This is a genomic window from Paenarthrobacter sp. NPDC018779, assembly GCF_044391085.1.
Taxonomy (GTDB): domain Bacteria; phylum Actinomycetota; class Actinomycetes; order Actinomycetales; family Micrococcaceae; genus Arthrobacter.
Window position 1 is genome coordinate 46,377 of the sequence record NZ_JBIRZS010000016.1, and the last position, 23,086, is coordinate 69,462.

Genomic DNA, 23,086 nt, shown 5'->3' on the forward strand with positions numbered 1-23,086 from the left:
ATGGACCCGTGGGTAATCTCAACCGATTGGTTGCCGGATATGCCGCGCCGACGCTGGTCAACGGCCAGCGGAGGATGCTGGGATTTCAAAGGCCGGCACAAACGAAGCCCGGCGTCACGGCGGTACTCTCGCCGGCCAGTTACGGCTCATTTGGCGATGAAGGGATGATCCTGGGAAGCCGGGACAGCATCATCGCTTCTTCAGGCACGCCCCAGTTGTACACCCCCGGCCCAGTGGAACCCTGGACTGCGATGGGAGTAGCCGGCGTACGGTCGATAGACAGGGTTATTGCCCTTGGCCGGATGCACATGGATGCCCGTAAGCTGCGACTCCTCACACGGGCTGAACGGGTTGTTGTCCTGGGGGCCGACTCCATAGATGGCGCCTACGGTATCCGGTCCATCTCCCAACGGGTCAGCCTGCTGAACGTCTCGGTTGCGCAGGGCCGGCGTGCGGAACTGGCTAACTTCAGCTTCCGTCGAAATCCCAGCCCGGACGCACTGACGTCCTTGCGACGCCTGGACAAGCGGGTACGACTGACCGCCCGCGACAAGAACTCCCAACAACGTGCCGCTGAAGCCCTGCAACGCGACGTTGGTGTTTTCCCTGATGTGGCGGCTTACATGAAGCCCGGCGAGGGTCCTGCAATCGATGCACTGCAGGCCTGGGTTGCGGGACGTGACAGACCTGTTGCTGTCCTTGTTCCGAACGCCCACCTGGCGGCGTTCAACGGTACCGGGTACAAGGAAGTGGCCCGCAGATTCCAGTCCTACATGATTGCTTTGCTGGATGCAGGTTTTGCTGTGGTGGTCCTTCCGCATGATGTTCGGGAGGAGCCTGGAGACATCGCCATGTCAGAGCAACTGGTGGGCGGTACGTCCGGCGAAGACGTGATGTTGGCCGTGCCCCGTCATGCGCAGGAAGCGAAAGGCATGCTCGCCTTGGCCGACGTTGTGGTTACAGCGCGCATGCACGCCGGCGTCGCCGCGCTCAGCCAGGGGGTCCCGTGCGTCGGGCTGGACTATGTGGACAAGTTCTCGGGGCAGTTCCATTGGTACGGCGCGGATGAGCTGGTGGTGGCTTGGGAAAGCAACCCCGACGCGCACTTGGTTGCCGAACTGGGAGTCAAGGCCGCATCGACCATTCCCGGCGTGACTGCCAAGCCTGATTTCGTCAGCACCCCACCACCATGGTTGCTGTAGACCTACCCGTCAGGCGTAGCCACCATGCACTGAATGCCTTGGGCTCAGTGCTTGTGCCTCTGAGTTCGTTGTTGGTGGCACCGCTGCTGACACGTGCCTTGGGTCCCGCGGGACAAGGCGATTTCTCCACCAGCCAGTCCATTATTGTGGTGGCCGCTTCCATCCTGGGGCTCGGAACCTCGGACTCCCTGGCTGTCTATGGAAACTACTGGCTTCGGAGGTTTCGGTTCGGGGCCTGGATGGTAGTGCTTGCCGTCGCTTTCCTCCTTGCGGCGGTGGCGGGTTTCATCTTTGTGCGGGCCGGCTACTTGCACCCCGATTCGAGCATGCTCCTGGGCTTGGGTGCTCTCACGTTCGCCGCGGCCTTGGTCCAGCGCGGGGATGCCCTGAACCGCAACATGATCCTGGCCATCTCGGTGGAAAAGTGGATCACGGCGGTGTCCCGGCTGTGCTTGACCGCTGGGTTCTTCGCTTCAGGATTCCTGAACCCGCAGACGGCGGTCTTGACCCTGGTTGTCCCGCAGGCCTTGGGCTACCTGTACCTTGTCTTCGCTTCCTTCAGGGTTCCACGCGTGGTGGGCATCCCAACTACGCGGGTCATGCGCAAGGTGACTTTAAGGCCGCTGAGGACGCTCAACTGGGCAGTACTAGGCGGCCTTGGCGGCGTACTCCTGGTCAATCTGGATCCCATTGTCCTTCGACCCTTGATCGGCGCGGAGCAGCTCGGTTACTACGCGATCGGCATGCTGGTTGCAGAGCTCTTCACCGTCGCGGCCAAGCCCTTCAGGGACGCAGCCATGGCTGGCGGGCACGGATTGCGAAAGGCCGGAGAGTTTACCGGCGTCATCAAATGGTGCGCACTGGTGATGACCGTTGGAGTGGTGGTTTGTGCCGGGAGCCTCTGGGCCGTCATTCCGTTGGTTTTTGGCGAGGAGTTCCGGGGAGCCGTTCTGCCGGCCCTGATCCTCGCTTTGGGTGGCTGGGCCAAGGGGCTGGGCTTCCTGGTCAACGGAATCCTGGTCAAGACCGGACACGCGAGGATGCGGGCCTATGCCACCCTCACGGCGGTTGTTTTCAGCGTAGGTGGAATGGTGGTGTTGTCTCCCTTTGGTGCAGTGGGTGCAGCAATTGCAGGTTCCATTGCGTACCTGGTGATGCTGATGCCCGGGGTAATATTTTTACGGGCAAAGAAATCAAAATTGGGTGGGGGCCGCAAATGAGCAGACAGGCAGACTCGGCCGCGGTCTCCTTGCCCATAGCCGCTGCTACCCCCCTTGCATATGCATTGGTGGCCCGCATAGCTGTGGAGCATTCCGTGCGCATACTTGCCATCAAGGGTCCCCTTCTCGAAAAGATGGGACTTCGGAGCAAGAAAATCTCCAGCGATGCGGATATCCTCGTGGAGCCGTCCAGGATGTCGGAATTGTGCACCATTCTGGAAAAATACGGTTGGAATGACCGCGACGTGCGCTTTTCACCAAGCATACTGGACCCCCACTCGCGAACCCTGATCCACGCCAATTGGCCCAGCGATATAGACGTGCATTCCTATTTTCCCGGTTTCTTTGGAAAGGCCGATGAGGTCTTTGAGCTTCTGTGGGAAACACGGATAGAAGGCGAACTTGCCAACGTCCCCATCCCGACAGCCAGCCGTGTGGCAAATGCAGTTATCGCTCTTCTTCATGTTCTGAGGAACTCACCTACCGCCGACGACAACGTTCAGCATGCGGAGATCATGGCCGCGTTGAAGCAGGACATGGAACCGGCGGAGTTCCAGGCACTCGTCCGGTTGGCTGATGTTGGTCGCATCAGGCGGGTCCTGGAGAAGGAGTTGCGGGAACTCGGCGTTGCCGGCCCCTTCGATGACCTCGATTCTGTTGAACTGGCGCGCTGGGAGATCAACCGGACCAGTGCCGAGGCCACCACAGGTGGTTGGCTGTACGCCATAAGGACGGCTGGATGGAAGGCAAAGATCGGGATCTTCTTCAGGGCCCTGCATCCCAGCAATGAAGAGCTCCGGAAAGATCCGGGGATGGCGGATGCCAACCATCTGGAAATGGTGAGGACACGTGCAAAGAGGCTGGCCCGTGGAATTAGAACGTTACCTGCGGCCTCGATAAACCTCTTCAGGAACAGGGTCAACTAAATGGACAGCTGGTACAGGCCTCCGGGGGTGGCCTTCGAATATCACGGTGATTCCGTTTATGTCCTGGATCTGCGGGATGTGGAAGCGGACCTGAGTCCACGCGCACTTCAAGGTCCAGCTGCCCTCATCTGGTCGTTTCTGGGAAGTGCGGACAATCCGCGACCAGAAGATGAGGTGCTCGGAAACGTGGCGGATGATTTTGGGATTGCGATCGAGGACATCCGGACCCAGACTGTTTCATTTCTCCTGGATTTGGAGCGGGCCGGTCTGGCGCAACGAATAGAATATAAAGGAAGACCATGACGGCTCTTCCTGACCGTCTCACTGGGGGAACTAAAACATGCAAATGATCCATCGTGCCTGCATATTTCATGAGAGTGATGCAGGCTAATGACCACTTTGCTCCAGCCGGGCTCGGCCATTGCCCAGAAGAAGCCGGTTTTTGTCAGTTGGATAGATTTCCACGGTCGCAGTGAGGGAATTGCCCGCCGCTTGGGAATAGATGAATGGTCCGACGGCGGCGGGTCCGGACCGCTGCCGTTGCGCTACCTGCGGTTGTGGCTGTCAACCAGGAAGTTTCTTCGTCAATACGAACCCACTGAGGTCATCGTTATGCAGCCGCCCGTCGTGGCACTGCTGGCCGTCAGGGCCGCCGTCGGGAAGGATGTCCGCATTTGCGGTGACCTGCACACCGGCACTTTCTACGACCCCAAATGGAAGTGGGCCAGCAAGCTCGTGGCCAAGCTCCTCGGAGCTCCCAATCTGGCGATCGTCACCAACCAGGCCTTGGCCGATCAAGCCCAGGACAACGGCGCCGAAGCGCTGGTGCTTCACGACCTCATTGAGACGTACCCCGAGGTAGGCGAACTGGGGGAATTTGAGGACCTGAACCTGGCCACGTTGCAGGCAAAGAAGTACGTTCTGGTCCCCATCACCTACTCGTACGACGAACCGTTGGCGGAGTTGGCCGCCGCCACCCATTTGGCCCCGGACCTGGTGTGGGTCTTCACGGGCAGGGCCCCGGAATCGTTCAAGGCGGACTGCAATCCCGGGAACACCGTATTCCCGGGGTTCGTCTCAAGGGCGGAATATCTCCGGCTCTTGGGCCACGCCAACGTCCTGGTGGCGCCAACAACCGAAGAAGACACCATGCAGCGAGCTGGCTACGAAGCCATGTGCGCAGGCAAAGCGCTGATCACCTCGGACACTGCCGTCCTCAAGGATTTCTTCGGTACCGCGGCCTTGACCGTACCGCCTGAAGCAGGGCTTTACGCCGAGGCAGCCAACAATGCCGTGCGCCGTCAGGCGGAACTGGAGCGTTTGATCGTGGATCTCAGGACCCGCAGGGTCCGGGAACAGACCACGGCGCTCAAGAGGCTTTCGGAGTGGATCCAAGGTGATGGGGGAACAAGCAAATGAATGATGCCAACCGGGTGATCCGCAGAGAGCGCGTCTTCGATCTTCCCCTTGACCTGTTGACCATGGAGGAATCCGTGGAGCTCTGCCATAACCTTCTTGCCCAACGGGGTCACTGGCGTGCCGACCTGAACGCCTCGATTGTCCTTGATGCCCTGGAAGACGATCTGCTGAGGCAATACGTGGAGACCAGCGCCATCAGCAACGCTGACGGCCAGTCGATCGTATGGGCCAGCCGTATCCTTGGCGTCCCTGCCCCGGAGCGCGTCTCCGGCATTGATCTGTTCCTGGAACTGATCAAGAGGGCACCACAACGTGGCGACCGGGTGTACTTACTGGGCGCCAGGGAAGACGTAGTCGCGGCGGTTGCCCAGGATTTCGCAGGCAGGGGAGTCAACGTTGTGGGCTATCGCGACGGATACTGGACACCGGATCAGGAGAGCGACGTTGTCCAGGCCATCGCGGCCGCCGAACCTGATTTGCTTTTCCTGGCGTTGCCCAGTCCCCGGAAGGAACACTTTGTGCTCCGCCACAAGGAGCAGTTGAATGCAGGCTTGGCTTTCGGTGTGGGGGGATCCTTCGACGTCATTTCCGGGCGCTTGAAGCGGGCACCATTGTGGATCCAGAAGCTGGGCCTCGAGTGGTGCTACAGGTTCGTCCAGGAGCCGAGGCGCTTGCTAAAGCGGTACCTCGTTGGGAACACCCGGTTTGTTCTGTTGACGCTGAGGACCCGGCTCCGGCAGCGCGGAGAGTTGAAAGCATGAACATTCGTGATGTGGGCGGACCCGTGATCGGTGCCCTCTGTGTTCTGTCGTTGCTCCCCATCACTTACCTCGCAGTTACGGCTCCATGGGTCGCTGTTGTGACCGTTGTTGGCATCGCCGCTGCTTTGATGATTTGGCAGAAGCCCTCTGCCATGTTCGGGGCCTATTTGGTGCCACTGTTGATCGGTGAGCAAGCCTTGGCGGTTCTCATTGCTCAGGATCAGGGAAATACGGTCCAAAAGCTTTCGCTCATTCTCATCACGGTGCTTGCGTGCTTGATGGCGGGTGTTCGGCGTCCGCCAGCAACCGTGCTCATGGTCATAGCGCTTTATGGTGTACTTTTGGGCAATTCGCTCCTGACGAACCTCGAGCCGCCCCAGACTCTCACAGGCTTTCTGGCGTCAACGGCGGGTTATCTGGTGCCGTGGCTGATCTTTGCCGTTGACTGGCGAAAAGTGTCGCCTGATGTGCCACTACGAGTAGTTTCACTCGTCCCTGTCATCGCTCTGGTGCTGAGTCTCCTGCTCGACGCAGCAGGAGTGATTCCGCTGTTCACTTCCGGGAACTTTGACATGTCGCGACTCGGAGGTACGCTCCCTCCGGCGTACTTGGGCGCCGCCGGCGCCTTCGGCGCCATTGCTTCATTCTGGCTTTGGCTTCACCACAAGCGGGGTTCGCTGCTCACCTTGATATTTGGCATCTTGGTGACGGCTGCAAGCGCCACCAGGGCTCCTGTCATTGTTGCGTTCTTCGTTATCGTCTGCCTGCTGCTTTTCACACGAAGGACGAGAACCCGCATTTCCGGAGTGGTGCGTGCTTTCGTGCTGCTCGGACTCAGTTTTGCAGGCTGGCAGATCGCGCCGGTCCTGATTGAAAGAACAACTGGTCAGGATGAGTACCACGGCGATGGACTGTCTGGCCGAAACCTCGCGTGGGACTACTTTTGGGGACGCTTTCAGGAGAAACCGTGGTTTGGTCACGGACCCGGTGCCAACGCTGTACTCTCCCAAGAGTCTTCGATCGCCTTGGTCCGTGAGTACTTCATTGCCCCGCACAATACCTATCTTCAGTTGCTCGTTGATTTCGGCCTTGTGGGGGCATTGGCGCTTACCGTTCTCATTGCTTCCACGTTCATCCATGTGGCCAGGAAGTCGGCACGCCGTGAGAAGGTGCTGATCGCATCCCTCGGGCTGTCCATGGCGTTCTACGCCTTCTTCGACAACGTACTGGCCGCACCGCAGATCTATGTACCCATGGCGCTGATCCTCGCGGCTTTCAATGGCATGGCGGACAAAGCCCGCAGCGCAGAGGGAATGGAGCCTCGGAGAGAACAACTCGAAGTCGAGCGGGTGAAGCTGCGCTGAGCCTCGCTGGGGCTAATAGGCCCCATCTCTGGCAAGGACCGCGCGCAGGGTCCGGAAAAGGATGATCAGATCCTGCGCTGGAGACCAGTTTTCCACGTAGTAGAGGTCCAGGCGGATTGACTCTTCCCAGGACAAATCGCTTCGGCCGCTCACTTGCCACAGGCCGGTGATCCCGGGCTTCACCATGAGACGGCGGTGTTCGTGCTGCTCGTAGACAGCAACTTCGCGTGGCAGGGGAGGACGCGGGCCCACCAGGCTCATGTCGCCCTTGAGGACGTTAATGAGCTGGGGGAGTTCGTCCACGGAATACCGGCGGATCCACCGTCCCACTCGCGTTACCCGGGGGTCGTTCTTCAGCTTGAAAAGTACTTCGTTGCCTTGGCTGAGCTGCTTGAGCGCCTCCAATTGCACCTCGGCATCGGTGCGCATGGATCGGAACTTATACATGTGGAAGGCTTCGCCGGCTTTGCCTATGCGCGTTTGAAGGAAGAACACCGGTCCGCGGCTGTCGAGTTTGATCAGGAGCGCCACAACGGCCATAGGAACGCACAACACGGCGAGGAGCGCAGTGGACGCTACAACGTCGAAGGCCCGCTTGGCTATGGCCTGCATTCCTTCGAGTTTTGGGGTGGTGACATGGACAAGCGGCAGCCCCGCAACTGGCTGGATGTGAATTCTTGGACCGGACACATCAGTCAACGCCGGGGCCATGATCATGCCCACATCGCGGGCTGACAGAGCCCAGCCCAGATGGCGTAGAAACGTTGGGTCTGCTCCGCTGGATATAGCCACGGTGTCAGCTTTCCGCTGCCCAATCGCGTCGAGCACATCGTCAACGGAGGGATTAGTGCCCAGGACCGGAAGTGCTTGATCAACTGTGCCTGAATCGGTGAGGAACGCCGCGACTGGTTTATATCCCGAGACGATGTGTTGGTTCAGTCTCTTCCACAGGTGGTCGACGCTGTGGGCGGCTCCAATCAACAGAACGCGGTGGAGGTAGAGTCCATCACGCCGTCCCCTATGGAGTACTTGCCGTTGCAGCCAGCGGCTCGCCAACAGCAGGAGTATGCCCAGTGGGAGCGCCACCGACACGTAACCACGTGCCGTCTGGAGTTGGAACACGTAGGAGACTACTGCGAGTGCTCCGAAGAGCCACAGGGAAGAGGCTGCTACTCTCTTGTACTCTTCGGTCCCTGTGCCCAGGACCTTCATGTCCTTGGTTCCGCTGAACTCAAGCACTCCCAGCCAGGTGATGACGAGCAGGACAGAAACTGTCGCGTAGGAGACTTCCGTCTCGGCGATCGACGCGTCCTCTGCCCCGAAGCGCAGAACGTGCGCACCGCCAACTGCAAGAACCACGCAGATCAGGTCCAGGACGCGCATCTGCGTGCTTTGTGAGCGAAGCCAGAGAGTGCTGCCAGAGGAGTCAGTCGACGTTGAGGAGGTAGTCGAAGTGGCCATGCCGACTACTACTTATGTCGGGTTGATGTGCGCGCTGTAGGCCGCAGACATTGCAAGGCGTTCTTCAAAGTCAAGACGCAAACATTCACGATTCAGCCCCCATAACTGCCCCGACGCCCAAGAGGGCGTACGTAAATTGATCGCACAAGTCCAACTGCGTGCAGTTGACTTGACACTTCAACATCAATCCTAAAGGGACTTTAGTTGCGCTACAAATTGAGCGCACTGATTGGATGATGAGCAAAAAGGTATTGGCGTATCATCACAATTGCAAGTCAACTTACATGATCCATTTTGTGCACAGATTGAAAATATTCGCGCAATTGTCAGTTGGCTGATAAGTGGGGCGCCTAGAATGCCGATCCCCGCCCAGTAAGCGCGGCGAGCGGCACCGGGGTGCCCCTCAGCGCCCCAGGAATTCCCTGACTGCGGGCAGCGAAGCGCTCGCGACGGCGGCCGTCGCACGCTGGATGTTGGCGGCAAGCGCGATGGCGGAGAGGTCGACGTCGGACGCCTCGCTACTTGCCCCGGCAGCGGTCGGAACGCCACCCTTCAGCAGGGAATTGTTGGCCGCGGCAACCATGTCGATGCCGCTCAGGAGTGTAGACATGGCGCGACGATGCTCCTCCAGGAGTTCTTGCCAAAGTCCAGATGGGGCAATGGAGACCAGCGAGGGGAGCATTTGCTGCTCCTGTTCAGTCCATTCGGAAACCAGGGCAGAAGCCTCCATGCCCCGCGCCAGTGAATCGAACCTGAGGTTCTCGATGACTTTTTCGAGTTCTGCGGCGGTAAAACTCAGGCGATGCCAATTTCCCGCTTCCAGATGCAGTAGCTGTGTTTCCAGGACGAAGAGCAAGTAATCGAGTTGCCTACGTTCGCGCCACAGTCGTGCCGATAGCTCATCCGCCCCCAACGGCTTCCCCCATCTATATTTCCCTGCGAAAAGCAAGTTTTCTGCAGGTTACTTATTTGTTCTGCCAATGAGCGTACACCCGATAAACGGAGAACATTTTTGGTTGTCAAAAATATAGCGCATAAACTTGTCACGCCTACTCAATGGGGTAGTAATGCCTATCCTTTTTGGCAGGCAAGGTGCGCAAACCGGAGCCTGCATCGTGCGGCAGGACAACCAAGCCGTGTCACCGGTCCGCTTCTTGTGCCGGGGAACCACTGATGCAAGCGCCCGTTGGCGGCGTAGGGTGGCTCCATGGAGTCCGGGGTCAGGACTGTGGCTTTGAGCACGGGGGTCAGCGTGCCGTGCTTCGTGCAAGGGTCGGTAGGAAAAACGGACGACGACGGTGCCGCGCCGCTGCTCTTGTTGCACGCCTGGGGCGAATCCTGGCGGAGTTTCGTGAGGTTGATTGCCGCGCTTCCCTCGGCGGTGATTGTTGCCCCTGATCTGAGAGGGCACGGTGGTGCCGACAAGCCGGATGGGGGTTATTCACTCATTGAGGTTGCTGACGACGTGGCCGCCTTGTGTGAGGGCCTCGGGGTGAAGCGTGCCCATGTCCTGGGCTCCTCAAGCGGGGGATACGTAGCCCAGCAGTTGGCCGTGACGCATCCAGACCTGGTGCTCTCGCTGGTGTTGGTGGGTGCTCCCTTGAGTTTGGAGACGCGTCCTGCCTTCGCTGACGAGGTTGAGCAGTTGGCTGATCCAATCTCCGAGAAATGGGTGCGTGACTCGCTGGCCTGGTACCGGCTGCTCCATGCCGTAGCTCCGGACTATATAGAAGACCGCATCCAAGATGGACTGTCCATGCCGGCAGCTGTCTGGAAGGCATCCATGAGGGGACTTTTTGAAGCCGTGCCTCCTACGGATGTTGGCTCAATCCCGGCACCGACACTCATCCTTTGGGGCGCGCACGACCACCTGCTGCCCCGTTCCCACCAAGAAACCCTCGCTGCACGGATTCCGGGCGCACGGTTCACGATCTATCCGGGGACAGGGCACCTCATCTTGTGGGAATGCCCTGAGCGCGTGGCTGCTGACGCGTGGGCCTTTGTACGCGAGGTAACTCAAAAAGCCGGCAATTAAAGTCAAACCCCGGCTGCCGCAGTCAGCGGGAGCCGGGGTTGAATGGAATATTCGGTCAGGCCTCAGTTGCCCTTTTGCAGGGAATGCGCCGTGACGTACGTACCCAACTGGTCCTTGGATAGTGCCGCTGCGATGTCCGAGATGGCTTGAGTGTCCGCCACTACGATCGATTGGCCGTCCGCCGATGTGCCAGTGCCGAGTGTAGGCAGAGTGAACATCACGGTGTCGTTGGCCCGGAGATCCTTGAGGCTGACGGCCAAGGTTCCGATAGCCGTCGCGTCGAATCCTTTATCGACACTCACAAACGGAGAAACGGCGGAGACCATGTTGTTGACGGTCACCGGGTTGGTGAGGGTGTCACGGGCGATGACTTTGCTGATGATCGACTTCAGATAGACCTGCTGGTTGCGCACGCGCTGGTAGTCGCCGTCGCTGAAGGACTTTCGCTCGCGAACAAAGGCAAGGGCCTCGTCGCCATTGAGCGTTTGCTTTCCTGCGGCGTAGTAGTGGCCCTTCATTGGGCCGGATGCCGGAGCGAAGGGAATCTTGACGTCCACTTCAACACCTCCGAGGGCATCGGTGAGGCCCTTGAAGCCTTCAAAGTCCACCATGGCCACGTGGTCAATGCGTTGCTTGAACAACGACTCGACCGTCTGGACCACCAGGGGCACGCCTCCATAGGCAAGAGCTGAGTTGATCTTGGACTGGCCCTTGCCCGGGATTTCTACCCAAAGGTCACGCATCAACGAGACGGCGTAGACGTTCTTGCGGTCGGCAGGAATGTGCACCAGCATCAAAGTGTCCGAACGCTGGTCCGTGGCCGCATTGGTTTCCAGGTCCACCTGGTCGGTTCCGCGGGTGTCGCTGCCCATGACCAGAATGTTCATGGCGGCAGTGCCGTTGACCGGCTCCGCCTTCTGAGGACGAGTGGACTCCTCGGGGAAGGCAGCGTCAATTTTGCTGGACCCGTTGTTGAAGGTCTGGGCCAGGTTGAAGAGGTAGAGGCCGCACACCAGACCGACTACAACAACCACGGCAGCGAAGCCAAGGAGTACGTTCCGGGCGGTCTTCTTGCCACTCTTTTGGCGTCTGGGACGGGACTCGGTCGAGGAAGATTCGGTGTCAGTCGGCAGCGTCATGGGTTCCTAGGTGTCGGCGTCAGCAGGGACGATTCTATCAATTCGATGGTGCGGACCGGTTCAGCGGTGCGTTATCTGGACTTGGGGCGGCCTGTGTCGCTGCTAGTGCCCCACTTATTTGATACTGAGACTGCATAGGAATCCTCTGTCGTCTGTTTCTTGAGATTCGTTGTGATGGTGATTGATTCCAGACGCGGATTTCGGGTCTGAGGTTCTCCCGAAGAAGCATCAATCCGCGTGGGCTCACCGGAAATCCGTCGTTCGGCTCCGCCATTACTGGTTAGCTCAAATGTGTAGGAACTACCCGACAGGTTGAATCCCTCAACTCGCAGCTCGCCTGTGGCCGCGTCGTAGCTGGAGTCAGTGACGAGCGGCGAACCCAGTCCAGTTAACAGCGTGTCCCTGAGTGGAGGGTTCGCACCCTTGCAGGTGAAGTAGGGATCCCACATGTAGGAGATGATTTTCTGGGCACTGCCCAATTGCTGGAGCTGCCTGCCAATTCGGTCGGCGGTGGTTTGTCCCCTGAGACTCTTGTTGCAGGGGTTATCCTTAGTGGCCGGAGCCATGCCTTCCATATTGGCCCACAGGTCTGCACCTGTTCCCACAATTCCCTGTGCTGCGGCCCGGAAGTAGTCCCTGTTGGGAGCCACATACTTCCCCGCCCACGTCCCGTTGCCGACAATGCTGGCCGCAAACTCGTCGACTCGGCTTCCCGCTTCGGCGGCGGAGTAGGCCGCACCCTTTCCTGTTCCCATGCCGTCCTGTATGGCGATGGAGAGGTGAAGGCCTCCGGATGTCTGTGCGATCTTCCGTATCCCATTCCTGGCGTTCTCGGGGGTGATATTTGCGGAGTCTTTTCGAGCCTCAATGTAAGGACTCACAATGGCTGAGCGACCGGGCAGGATCCGATGTATCGCCTGATTCTGCATCTTGTACAAAGACAGCACCGGTTCAAAAAACGGGTTGTCTGTAACGGGCATTTCGAGGTGGTGGTAGAACCCCGTGAGCCCGTCGGCGTTGTTGGCTTGGGCCTGATAGCGCAGGAACCGGTCCGTGAAGGCCGTGAAAGTGTTGAGGAAGCTGGTGTCCGGCAGGTACTCGAAATCAGTTCGCTTTGCCGGGGCCGGCATGCCGGCGTAGAACTTCAGACCCAGTTTCGTAGCTGCCGATGCCAAGGAAACAGTGCGGTCCGTGGCGGAAAGCGGGCTGCCGCCTGCCACGATGATGTCGTACGTACCGTCTTTGGCTGTACAGCCGGTGTCGTTGCTTGGAAAGACCATGATTGTGTAGGACTTTCCTTGATTCTCAACGTAGCGGTCGCGGGGGCACTTCAACGCAGCTTTACCCCACTGGCCTCCGTCCGAGTACGTGAAGTACCGATTGATCTTGATCCCGGAGCCGGCAACGGTGGCGCAGTTCTCGCCGTTGATCTTGCAATCCTCAGGCAGCAAATCCGGAGCAATCGGCACCACGGATGTTCCAAAGGTGATGACTGTGTCTCCGCCGGCGGCCTTGATTTCCTGCAGTTTCTGCAGATTCTTGGCATCCGTGGCACTCGATGAAACGAAATAGCCACTGATCGGATACTTAGGCAGTTCGGCGTGAGCACGGGTGCCGTCCGTGGAGTGGAGCTTGTCCCGGGGACCATGGTTCAACGCCGTCAAGAGTGTGGCTATGGCCACCAACGCGATCGCAAACCGGAAGGCGAATCGTATTTTGGGTGAACGATGCGTAGAGCCCGGGATTTCGCTGGGGATCGGCATGGAGTCCTTCGTGGCGATGGCAGCGGAATTGACATTTGAGAGGCAAGAAAGAGCTGGCGGAGGTATCCAGCAATGGCCGGGCAGTGGGCCGAAGCCCAGGCGGACCCTTATCCATACGATAAACTAACCCACGGCGCTTCCCTGCGTAGAACGGTTCTCAGGCCGTTTTGTCCGCGGTGGCGAGGCAGCGGTCGGCGCCGGAGCAATCTGAACTTTTACTACAGGGGGAACATTGGGCACCGGAATCAGGCGTGTTCAAGCCGCGGTACTGGCTTTGATGCTCGGCATTCTCGGGTTCCTCGGAACCCAACCTGCGTTGGCTACCGAAACAGATCCGGTACCGGCGCCGACAGATTCACCGAGCCCATCACCGCAACCCTCCTTCCCCGAAATCGTCCTTCCGACGCTGCCGGGTCCCGGTCCTGTAGAACCTGAACCTTTGCCCACCACAGACCCCGTGGTGACACCTCCGGCTCCCGTTGAGCCTCCACCAGTGGAGACAGTTCCAGCCCCGGTAGTGCCTCCGGTCAGCGACCCCGTACCGTCGGCGCCCGCTGTGGTGGAGCAGCAGTTGCCAACTACACCGGCCAACGAGTACTACGTGGGAGAAGAACAGGCGGAAGTTCCGGCTGAAGAAGCCAGTTCTGCTCCCGCAGCGCCCTCGCCTGCACCGACGCCGTCGCCCTCCAAAGCCGCCGAAGCCCCGGTCGTGGCCAGCGCCGATGTAACTGGTCCGCTCAAGGCTGCGCTGGCTCCCGTCGCCGAAAACAACCCCATTGTCCAAGGCTTGACCGTTCTGGTCCTCCTCCTCCTTGGCGCCGCATACTTCCGTGCTCTGCGTTCCAAAGGGATCCGCCGACCCCGTCTCAATGGCAAGTAGCTCATGAGCACCTCCCTCCCCGGGGATAGTGCGAACAAGGACCAGGCACGCGAACCGTTGCGCCTCATGTTGCTCACACACTCCTATTGGCCTGAACACAGCCCGCCGCAGCGCAGGTGGTCTTCGCTGACCCGCGAATTCCAGCGGGCGGGCTGGAAGGTGGATGTCGTAACCCCAGTGGCCCACTATCCGAACGGGCGTCGGGATCTTCCCCGGCGTCAAGCGGGCTATGCGTTTGGGACTCAGACCGGGCCGCACGGAGAAAAGATCAGGAGGGTTCCGTACCTCCGCCATCTGGGTAAATCTCCCGTGGCCCGGCTCATCGATCAGCTTTTCTCGGCAATCTTGTCAGTCCCTGTCGGCTTGGGCGGCAAGAAGCCTGATGCAATCCTGGCGACGGCACCCAGCCTGCCCACACTGGCCACGGGCTACGTGCTTTCACGGCTGAGGAAAGTGCCGTTGATTGTGGAGATGCGTGACGCCTGGCCGGACCTTGCCCGGGATGCCCGTCTGGTTCAAGGCAGCGTCAAGAGCGTGGTGGAGCGGGCGGTGGACTTCGTCCAGCACCGCGCCGACTTGGTTGTCACAGTGACCGAAGGCTTCGCCGAGACCCTTCGAAGCAGGGGACTCCGCAATGTGGCAACCGTGAGTAATGGCCTGGACTTGAGGTCAGTGCCATTTCTGGATCCTCCTGCCGAGGACCGGGATGTGTTCCATGCCCTCTACTTGGGTAATCACGGCAAGAGTCAGCGTCTTGACATCGTGATCCGGGCGAGTGCCCTGTTGGGGGACGGGTTCCACTTGACGCTGGTGGGGACTGGAACCAACAGGCAACAGTTGGTCAAACTGGCCAGGGAACTGAAGGCACCGGTGTCCTTCTACCCGTCACTTCACGGATCTGCCGTGCTCGAAAAGTATCGTGAAGCAGACACCTGCATCGTTTCGCTAAGGGACGACTGGAAGTCTTTTGAAACCACCGTGCCTTCCAAGACCTACGAGGTGTTGGCCGTGGGGCGTCATGTCACGGCGATCGTCAAAGGCGAAGCCAAACGGATCATCGAAGAAGCCCAAGGTGGCGACGTGGTCCCAGCGAATCCGGAGGCGGTTGCCTCGCTGTGGCGGGAGCTCGCCACCGACCGTAAACGACTAACGGCCGGACAAAGCGGCAGGGAGTGGGTCCGGGATCACGCCGACTACGCGGAGCTGGCACATCACTACATGGACCAGATTGCCTGCCTGATCAGCCGCCGGAAGCCCGTCCCCAGCACGGAAAGAGTCTCATGATTCCCCTCGTGAGAAACATCACCTTGGCGGCCAACACGGTCGCGGACCACATGACTGAGGCTCCGGTTGTCTTGGCACTCCAGGTTCTGAGGCGTATGCCCTCTGCTTTTGTGCGCCCCATCGCCCGCAGGCTTTCGAGTACGGCACCGGACTCCGCCAGTACGGTTCTTATGCTGGCCAGCTTTGCAGCCGGCGACGACTCTGGTCTGTTGCGCCGATTCGATAGTGCGCAGCAAGGCTCTCCCGAGCGAGTTCGCAAAGCGGCTGAGGTCGCTCTGGCCGCAGGGCAGCCAGCGTGGGCCGATAAATTCTTGAGCCAGGCAGCCGCCAGCCAACAGCTCTCCGCCACCAAAGCGCGACGGCAATGGTACGACGGCGAGATGAGTGCCGCCGTCGAGGTTTTGGACGGACAGTGCCGCAAGCTTTCTAAACAGCGACGCAGACTGGAGTCTGAACTCCGGGTGTTCGAAGGATGGCGTCCTTCCCTGTCAAAGGTGAACATTTCGTCGGAGCCGCAGCGCGTCCTGCACCTCCTGACGAATTCCGTGCCGCATACCTCCAGTGGATACGCCCGCCGCAGTCACGCCATACTCACGGCCCAGCAGGCGGCTGGTTGGGACACATTGGCGGTGACCAGGCTCGGTTACCCGGTCCAGATAGGTGTCCTCACCGCGCGCGACAGTGACGTGGTGGACGGCGTGCGCTACCAGAGGCTGCTGCCCAGCCAGTTGTCGAAGTCCATGAATGGGCGGCTGCAGCAGCAATCCGAGGGGCTCCTGAGGATCGCCCGTGACTTCCGGCCAAGCGTCCTGCACACCACCACGCACTTCGTGAACGGGCTGGTGGTTCGGGAGGTTGCCCAGGCCCTGGACGTTCCGTGGGTCTATGAGGTTCGCGGACAGTTGGCTGATACGTGGGCGTCCACCAGGGGACCAGAAGCGCGCAATAGCGAGCGTTACCGCCTGTTCGTGGAGCGCGAGGCAGAAATCATGCGGAGCGCGGACTTGGTGGTGACCCTCGGGGAAGCCATGAAACAGAACATCCTGGCCGCGGGGGTTCCGGAGGAACGGATACTCATCAGCCCCAACGCGGTGGGCGGCGAATACCTGCGTGAGCCAATTCACCACGGTGCCGCACGGCAGGCAATGGGACTCGCCCAAGACGGACTGTACATCGGTACGGTGAGCAGCTTGGTTGATTACGAAGGGCTTGACGATCTGGTCACAGCATTTGCAATGCTCGCTCCGCGGCTGCCAAAGTTGAGGCTGGTTGTGGTGGGTGATGGAACTGCTGCTCCTGCTCTCCGGAGCCAGGTGCAACGCTTGGGACTCGCGGAAAGAGTGATCTTTACCGGACGGGTTCCTGCGGAGCAGGCCCGTCTCTACCACCAAGCTCTGGACGTTTTTGTAGTGCCCCGCAAGGATCTGTCCGTCACCCGCTCAGTAACCCCGTTGAAACCCGTAGAGGCATTGGCGTGCGCCCGCCCGGTGGTAGCCAGCCGCCTGGAGGCGCTGTGCGAGATAGTGCACGACGGCGTCAACGGCCGGGTTGCCGAGCCGTCGGATCCCACGGGGCTGGCCGAGGTGTTGTTGGATTTGCTGGAGGATGAGGGCTTGCGCGAGCGTCTAGGAGCTGCGGGCAGGCAAGGCGTACTGGCCACCAGGACATGGAAAGCGAACGCTGATGCGTACGCGCGGGCTTACGAGACTTTGGTGTCTAACTACACAAGGAAGGCCAGCTGATGTCGGCAAAGAGGGCAGTCTTGCCAGATCCGGCCATGGTGCAACCATTGGCGGTGGACATGCGTCGCCTGACCCGCGTAGGGGCGCGTCCGAGCTTCTTGGACTACCTGGTTCAGCTGTGGGACTTCCGGGAGTTCATCTTCTACGACGCCCGGGCCCGGGTGCAGAGTGGGACGCGTCGTGACCGCTTGGGCAGTGCTTGGTTGTTGCTCAACCCGATCTTCAACGGACTCACGTATTACGTCATCTTCGGTCTGTTGCTGCAAACCGGACACGGCATTGACAACTATGTGGGCTACCTCGTCATTGGGATCTTCATCTTCCAAGGCACGTCGGGAGCCATTACCAGTGGCGCCAGATCGATTCACAGCAACAAAGCGGTTGTTCAGGCCTTCAACTTCCCGCGTGCCACCCTGCCCATCGGTGTGAACATTCGGGAAATGATGTCGAACGTCCCGCTGATTCTTGCCATGCTGCTCATCATCACGCTCGTACCGCCCGCCGAGAAGATCACATGGTTGTGGCTATTGGTCATTCCGGCGGTCTTGCTGCAGGCGGTGTTCAACTTGGGCGTAGGCCTGATCCTTGCGCGCATTATCTCCCGTGTCCACGACGCAACCCACTTGCTTCCGTTCTTCATGAGGGCCTGGATGTACGGTTCCGCCATTTTTTACTCTTACGAACGGTTTGTCACTCACCCGGATGTCCTGGCAATCATGAAGCTGAATCCTCTGTTCAACGTCATTGACATCGTCCGCAATTGTGTTCTCTACGCACAGCCCCCCACCTGGCAGTCCTGGGCGACGCTGGGAGTGTGGGCCTTGGGAACCCTTTTGGTTGGAATGGTCTTCTTCTGGCAGGGGGAGGAATCCTATGGTCGCGGCTGAACAGGTTTTGGAGGTTGAGGGCCACCCCTGCGTCGTTGTGGACCGGGCAACCATGGAGTACAGGGTGGTGACCACCGACTCTGACGCCGTAGCGCAGGAGCGCCGTGAGACCGGTCTGCTGCGACGCCTGACCCGGCGCCCCAACACGGTGACAGTCCGCGCGCTGCACGAGTTGTCCCTCGTCGTAGAGCGCGGGGAGTCAGTGGGCATCATTGGCCGAAACGGTTCCGGCAAGAGCACTCTGATGAAGCTGATTTGTGGACAGGTGAGGCCTTCCTCGGGCGCTGTCTTCGCCTCCAGCACGCCGATCATGCTGGGGGTCAACGCCGCCCTCGTCGGTGACCTTTCGGGCCATCAAAATGTCATCCTGGGATGTCTGGCCATGGGCATGAGCCGCCGTGAGGTGAAGGAAAAGTTCACAAGCATCGTTGAGCTTTCCGGGCTGAGGGACTCGATCTACCTGCCCATGAAGTCTTACTCATCGGGGATGGCATCCAGGCTTCGATTCGCGATCGCCGCGAGTATTGATCCCGAAATTCTACTGGTGGACGAAGCCCTGAACACTGGCGATGCCCAGTTCGGGGATAGAAGCAAGCGCCGCATGGACCAACTGCGTGAACAGGCGGGTTGCGTGTTCATTGTGAGCCACTCGCTGGACACCATCACCAGCATGTGCAGCCGCGTCGTATGGCTGGATATGGGCCACATGATCATGGACGGAGATCCCGCAGAAACCGTCAAGGCGTACCAGGACTTTACAGGCAACCTGGCCAAGGGCAACGGCATAACAGCGGCGAGAATTCGCGATGAAGCACGTGCCAATCTGCAACTAACGGAAGTATTGGCAAGAAGCAAGATGCGTAGGAGCCGGGCGTGAATTACACCGTCGATAACTTGAGGAAAGCCGCTTGGCACTTCCGTGCTGGGGGAGTCAAACAGCTACAAGCATGGCGCAAGCGCCAACGAGCACTGTCCGTAAACAAGACCTCCGTAAAGGATGTCGGGGCCAAGGCGGCACCAAAGACCAGCAGTGACAATCGACAACTGACGTTCCCCGCTTTCGACTACCCGACGATTCCTTCCCGCAGGGACGATCTCACGGTGGCCGTAATCCTGGACGATTTCTCAGCCAAAGCCTATGCCTTTGAGTGGAACCTTCTTTTCCTAAAAAAGGACCAGTGGCTTCAGCAGCTGCAAGAGCAGCGCGTGGACTTCTTGTTTGTCGAGTCCGCGTGGGAAGGCAATGGCGGTTCCTGGAGGTACCAGCTGGCAGGAGCCAGCGGCCCCAAGCCTGAGTTCCTCAAACTACTGCGGTGGTGCAAGGAGAATGGCGTCCCCACAGTCTTCTGGAACAAGGAAGATCCACCCCATTTCCAGGACTTCCTGCCGGCTGCGCGGGAATTCGACGTTGTCTTCACCTCCGATGAGAACAAGCTGCCTGACTATAGGCATGCTCTGGGGCACGAGCGAATCGATGTGCTGCCCTTTGCAGCTCAGCCAGCTATCCACAACCCTGTGAGGCCAAAAACGGGACGGCATTCGCGGGATGTTGCCTTCGCCGGTATGTACTTTGCGCACAAGTATCCCGAGCGTCGTGAACAGATGCGGCTGCTGCTTGATGGGGCCATTGCAGGCTCGGACCGCGTCAAGCACGGACTGGAGATCTTCTCCAGACACCTGGGCAGCGATCCGGACTATCAATTTCCGGCTCCTTACGATTCGCACGTCGTAGGATCCCTCAGCTATGACCAAATGCTGACCGCCTATAAGGCTTACAAGGTCTTTCTGAACGTCAACTCGGTAGTCGATTCGCCCAGTATGTGCGCGCGCCGCATCTTCGAGATCACTGCCTCCGGCACGCCAGTGGTGACAACGCCCAGCCCGGCTCTGCCGAGGTTCTTTCCCAACGGTGAAATCCACAGCGTCTCAAACAAAGAGGATGCAGCGTTCATCATGAGGGCGCTGATGAGGAGCCCTGAACTCAACGACCGCTCCGTTCACCTGGCCCAACGCCGGATCTGGGCAGAACACACGTACGCGCACAGGGCAGAAAAAGTCGTAGGGCTGGCGTTGCCGCACAGGGTCCGCCCAGTGCAGCCCGAATCGGTAAGCGCATTGGTATCCACCATCCGCCCCCACCAACTTGAGCATGTCTTCAGGACAGTTGGATCACAGCAGGGGGTCGACGTTGAGTTGGTCCTGCTGACCCATGGGTTCAAGGCCAGCTGGTGGAAGATCTGGCGTCTGCGACGGAAATATGGTGTTCGCAAGGTGACGCTGCTTCATGAGCCCAGGACGGTGAGTCTTGGCAGTTGCCTGAACCTCTGTGTTGCAGCTGCGACGGGTGCCGTTCTCACGAAGATGGATGACGATGACTACTACGGTCCGAACTACCTTCGCGATCAGGTCAACGCCTTGATGTACTCCGGGGCCGACGTTGTGGGTAAGCTGGCGCACTTTATGTATATCGAAAGCCGGAATGCTGCATTGCTGAGGTTCAATCACATGGAGCATCGGTTCAGCCACATGGTTATTGGTGCAACCATCATGGCCAGGAAATCGGTTTTCGAACAATATCCCTTCGAAGAGCTTGGAAGGGGAGAGGACACCGCGTTCATGCGTGCGGTCAGCGACGCCGGAGGCAAGATCTATGCTTCCGACCGGTACAACTACTACGTTCACAGATCCGCTACGGGCCACACGTGGACCGCTTCTGACGACCAGCTCCTGGCTTCAGGAGATATTCAGTTCTGGGGAAATCCCACAGAACACGTCACTGTCTAACTACCTAAACGAAAATGTGGGGAGCATTTTGAACACTATTAATCGCGTAGCAGTCATCGGCCTGGGTTACATTGGCCTTCCGACCGCGGCAATTTTGGCCACCAACGGCATCGAGGTTATCGGTGTCGACGTCAATGAACGCACTGTTGAGGCCGTAAACGCCGGCCAAGTGCCCTTTGTAGAGCCCGACCTTGGCGTCCACGTTTCTGGCGCTGTGAGCCAGGGGCACCTGCGGGCTTCGACATCCACACCGCAGGCTGAGGCTTACATCGTGGCTGTTCCAACGCCCTTCAAATCCGATCGTTCCGCGGATCTGAGCTACATCGAAGCAGCAGCCCGAGGCATCGCTCCTCAGCTCCAGGGTGGCGAACTGCTGATTCTTGAATCCACCTCGCCTCCCGGGGCCACCGAGCACATGGCCAACTACATCCTGAACCTCCGCCCTGACCTGAGCCTTGACGGCTCCGATTCACGCCCGGCGATCCTTGTGGCCCACTGCCCTGAACGTGTTCTCCCTGGGCGGGTTATGATCGAACTCGTAACGAATGACAGGATTGTTGGCGGCATGACCGCCGAAGCCGCCGAGACGGCAAAGAACCTTTACGCTGTTTTCTGCCAGGGCGAGATCCTGACTACGGACGCCGTTACGGCCGAGATGGCCAAACTGGTTGAAAACTCGTACCGTGACGTCAATATCGCTTTCGCGAATGAGCTTTCCATCATCAGCGATAAGCTCGGAATCGACGTCTGGGAACTCATTCGCTTGGCGAACCACCACCCGCGCGTGAACATCCTGCAGCCCGGCCCCGGCGTTGGCGGTCACTGCATTGCTGTTGACCCGTGGTTCATCGTGGCGGCAGCACCGGAAGAGTCCCGTTTGATCCGCACCGCACGCGAGGTCAACGACTCGAAGCCCGAATGGGTCATCGAGCAAGCAAAGTCCGCTCTTGCCGGGCTGCCTGATTCCGCCGAACTCTCTGTGCTCGGACTGGCGTTCAAGGCAAACATTGACGATCTGCGGGAGTCTCCTGCAATCGAAATCGCAGCGCAGCTGGCAGACGCTTTGCCGGATCGGCGACTCAACGTTGCTGAGCCCCACATTGAGGCATTGCCCGGGAAGCTGGCAAACCGTCGAAACGTTGAGTTGCTGTCAGTCGAAGAATCGATCCAACGCTCCGACGTGGTCCTGGTTCTTGTTGACCACGACGCAGTCAAAGAGGTGGCACCGGAGGAGCTTGCTGGCAAAATGCTGATCGACACTCGCGGAGCGCTGCTGGTATGACGACAGCTGTCGTAAGCCCGAAAGCACGCGCGGACGCGGTAATAGGTCTCAGCTCGGGGGCAGATCTAACAGGTGGTGCTCAGCCAGCTCGCCGTATAGCCGTTATTACGGGCGTGCTGACAACGGAATCCGAATATTCTCTTGTCCCGTTGGATGCAATCTTTATCCGCTCCCTGGATGACTTTCAATCCGTCGGGTCTTCTGACACACAGTCGTTTTTGGTCACCGAATCCGGATTTCCACTGGCCGCCGAGCTCATCGAGCTTGGCCAGTTGAGCCCGGACTCACCGATAACCTGGAGTTTGCAAGCCCCCTTGAATGAAACCCTTGAACAACTTGGTTTGCTTGGGTTGCCTAAGCGGATCTCTGTCCATGGGATTAGCGGAACCATTGACGAGGTCGTCGTCAGTACTGCGGCCGGACGCGAAGCGGATCAGCTTGATCTTGAGAGCTTCAAAGCCGGCTTCGCAGTCAACGCCAGCCTTCTTGGCCATGGATGCACGAATCACCCGGGGGCAGGTGACGGAAGTCTCCTGGAACTGAATGAATTGCGACGCAAACACCTTAGTCTGCTGGAGGTGCTGATACCTCTCGCCGATCAGCCAACAGTGGAGGATCCGACACCCGAGGGGCCATCCGATGAGGTGCTCAAACTTGAGGAAGAGCTGTTGTTGCTGAAGGAGCGCTATGACGCTTTAGAGAGCGAGCATCAGGCCTTGGAAGGCAGGTACCAGGCTTTGGACGGCGAGCACCGGGCACTGGATGGCCAATACCAAGTCCTGGAGGACGAGCACCGGACTTTGGAGGTTAAGTACACCGCGCTGGAAAAGAAGTACCATGCGTTGGCGAACTCCCGACTCGGTAAGCTCACGCTTCGGCTGTGGCAGCGTAAAACACCCAAGGCAAACGAGATGCAGTCGAAGGCGGAGGCATAGAG

The 23,086-nt window shown here is 59.2% G+C and carries 20 protein-coding genes; 16 read left to right on the forward strand and 4 right to left on the reverse strand.

The annotated features are described in order from the left end of the window. The first annotated feature begins 8 nt into the window (after positions 1 to 8). The 7 genes from ACH488_RS15850 (at position 9) to ACH488_RS15880 (ending at position 6,892) form a co-directional block, all read left to right on the forward strand. Positions 9 to 1,202 (forward strand): polysaccharide pyruvyl transferase family protein, encoded by a 1,194-nt coding sequence (locus ACH488_RS15850; protein ID WP_397325520.1) that lies wholly within the window; start codon positions 9 to 11, stop codon positions 1,200 to 1,202. Then, positions 1,190 to 2,422 (forward strand): lipopolysaccharide biosynthesis protein, encoded by a 1,233-nt coding sequence (locus tag ACH488_RS15855; protein WP_397325521.1) that lies wholly within the window; start codon positions 1,190 to 1,192, stop codon positions 2,420 to 2,422. The genes ACH488_RS15850 and ACH488_RS15855 overlap by 13 nt, the downstream gene beginning before the upstream one ends. Then, the gene (locus ACH488_RS15860; protein ID WP_397325522.1) at positions 2,419 to 3,348 is read left to right on the forward strand and encodes a hypothetical protein; all 930 of its coding nucleotides are present in this window, start codon (positions 2,419 to 2,421) and stop codon (positions 3,346 to 3,348) included. Before ACH488_RS15855 ends, ACH488_RS15860 begins: the two co-directional genes overlap by 4 nt. After that, complete coding sequence (locus ACH488_RS15865) at positions 3,349 to 3,651, forward strand: hypothetical protein (protein WP_397325523.1); 303 nt, start codon at positions 3,349 to 3,351, stop codon at positions 3,649 to 3,651. An 87-nt stretch (positions 3,652 to 3,738) separates the two neighbouring features. Next, a complete protein-coding gene (locus ACH488_RS15870) occupies positions 3,739 to 4,767 on the forward strand; it encodes a glycosyltransferase (protein WP_397325524.1) in 1,029 nt (342 codons plus the stop codon). Further along, positions 4,764 to 5,528 carry a WecB/TagA/CpsF family glycosyltransferase gene (locus ACH488_RS15875; protein WP_397325525.1) on the forward strand — a complete coding sequence of 255 codons (765 nt, stop codon included), beginning with the start codon at positions 4,764 to 4,766 and terminating at the stop codon, positions 5,526 to 5,528. The genes ACH488_RS15870 and ACH488_RS15875 overlap by 4 nt, the downstream gene beginning before the upstream one ends. Next, positions 5,525 to 6,892, forward strand: a complete 1,368-nt coding sequence (locus ACH488_RS15880; protein WP_397325526.1) for an O-antigen ligase family protein — start codon at positions 5,525 to 5,527, stop codon at positions 6,890 to 6,892. Before ACH488_RS15875 ends, ACH488_RS15880 begins: the two co-directional genes overlap by 4 nt. Positions 6,893 to 6,904: 12 nt before the next feature. Here the strand turns inward: ACH488_RS15880 and ACH488_RS15885 are convergent, their stop codons facing one another. Continuing rightward, the gene (locus ACH488_RS15885) at positions 6,905 to 8,353 is read right to left on the reverse strand and encodes a sugar transferase (RefSeq protein ID WP_397325527.1); all 1,449 of its coding nucleotides are present in this window, start codon (positions 8,351 to 8,353) and stop codon (positions 6,905 to 6,907) included. Positions 8,354 to 8,756: 403 nt separating this feature from the next. Next, positions 8,757 to 8,963 (reverse strand): hypothetical protein, encoded by a 207-nt coding sequence (locus tag ACH488_RS15890; protein WP_397325528.1) that lies wholly within the window; start codon positions 8,961 to 8,963, stop codon positions 8,757 to 8,759. A gap of 597 nt (positions 8,964 to 9,560) precedes the next feature. Here ACH488_RS15890 and ACH488_RS15895 point away from each other — a divergent pair. Next, complete coding sequence (locus ACH488_RS15895; RefSeq protein ID WP_397325529.1) at positions 9,561 to 10,388, forward strand: alpha/beta fold hydrolase; 828 nt, start codon at positions 9,561 to 9,563, stop codon at positions 10,386 to 10,388. Positions 10,389 to 10,450: 62 nt separating this feature from the next. Here ACH488_RS15895 and ACH488_RS15900 read toward each other — a convergent pair whose 3' ends face one another. Further along, a complete protein-coding gene (locus tag ACH488_RS15900; RefSeq protein ID WP_397325530.1) occupies positions 10,451 to 11,527 on the reverse strand; it encodes an LCP family protein in 1,077 nt (358 codons plus the stop codon). A gap of 71 nt (positions 11,528 to 11,598) precedes the next feature. Continuing rightward, positions 11,599 to 13,290, reverse strand: a complete 1,692-nt coding sequence (locus tag ACH488_RS15905) for a hypothetical protein (protein ID WP_397325531.1) — start codon at positions 13,288 to 13,290, stop codon at positions 11,599 to 11,601. A 493-nt stretch (positions 13,291 to 13,783) separates the two neighbouring features. Here ACH488_RS15905 and ACH488_RS15910 point away from each other — a divergent pair, with 493 nt between their 5' ends. The 8 genes from ACH488_RS15910 (at position 13,784) to ACH488_RS15945 (ending at position 23,084) form a co-directional block, all read left to right on the forward strand. Then, positions 13,784 to 14,170: a hypothetical protein gene (locus ACH488_RS15910; RefSeq protein WP_397325532.1), complete on the forward strand. Its 387-nt coding sequence runs from the start codon at positions 13,784 to 13,786 to the stop codon at positions 14,168 to 14,170. Positions 14,171 to 14,173: 3 nt separating this feature from the next. Next, positions 14,174 to 15,454 (forward strand): glycosyltransferase family 4 protein, encoded by a 1,281-nt coding sequence (locus tag ACH488_RS15915; RefSeq protein ID WP_397325533.1) that lies wholly within the window; start codon positions 14,174 to 14,176, stop codon positions 15,452 to 15,454. 311 nt (positions 15,455 to 15,765) lie between these two features. After that, entirely contained in the window at positions 15,766 to 17,196 is a 1,431-nt protein-coding gene (locus ACH488_RS15920) for a glycosyltransferase family 4 protein (RefSeq protein ID WP_397325534.1), read from the forward strand. Between the two features lie 53 nt (positions 17,197 to 17,249). Continuing rightward, a complete protein-coding gene (locus ACH488_RS15925; protein ID WP_397325573.1) occupies positions 17,250 to 18,083 on the forward strand; it encodes an ABC transporter permease in 834 nt (277 codons plus the stop codon). Between the two features lie 64 nt (positions 18,084 to 18,147). Next, positions 18,148 to 18,960 carry an ABC transporter ATP-binding protein gene (locus ACH488_RS15930; RefSeq protein WP_397325535.1) on the forward strand — a complete coding sequence of 271 codons (813 nt, stop codon included), beginning with the start codon at positions 18,148 to 18,150 and terminating at the stop codon, positions 18,958 to 18,960. After that, on the forward strand, positions 18,957 to 20,867 hold the full coding sequence (locus ACH488_RS15935) for a glycosyltransferase (protein WP_397325536.1): 1,911 nt from the start codon (positions 18,957 to 18,959) through the stop codon (positions 20,865 to 20,867). Before ACH488_RS15930 ends, ACH488_RS15935 begins: the two co-directional genes overlap by 4 nt. 28 nt (positions 20,868 to 20,895) lie before the next feature. After that, on the forward strand, positions 20,896 to 22,149 hold the full coding sequence (wecC, locus tag ACH488_RS15940) for a UDP-N-acetyl-D-mannosamine dehydrogenase (protein WP_397325537.1): 1,254 nt from the start codon (positions 20,896 to 20,898) through the stop codon (positions 22,147 to 22,149). After that, positions 22,146 to 23,084: a hypothetical protein gene (locus ACH488_RS15945; RefSeq protein ID WP_397325538.1), complete on the forward strand. Its 939-nt coding sequence runs from the start codon at positions 22,146 to 22,148 to the stop codon at positions 23,082 to 23,084. The genes wecC and ACH488_RS15945 overlap by 4 nt, the downstream gene beginning before the upstream one ends. Positions 23,085 to 23,086 lie beyond the last annotated feature (2 nt).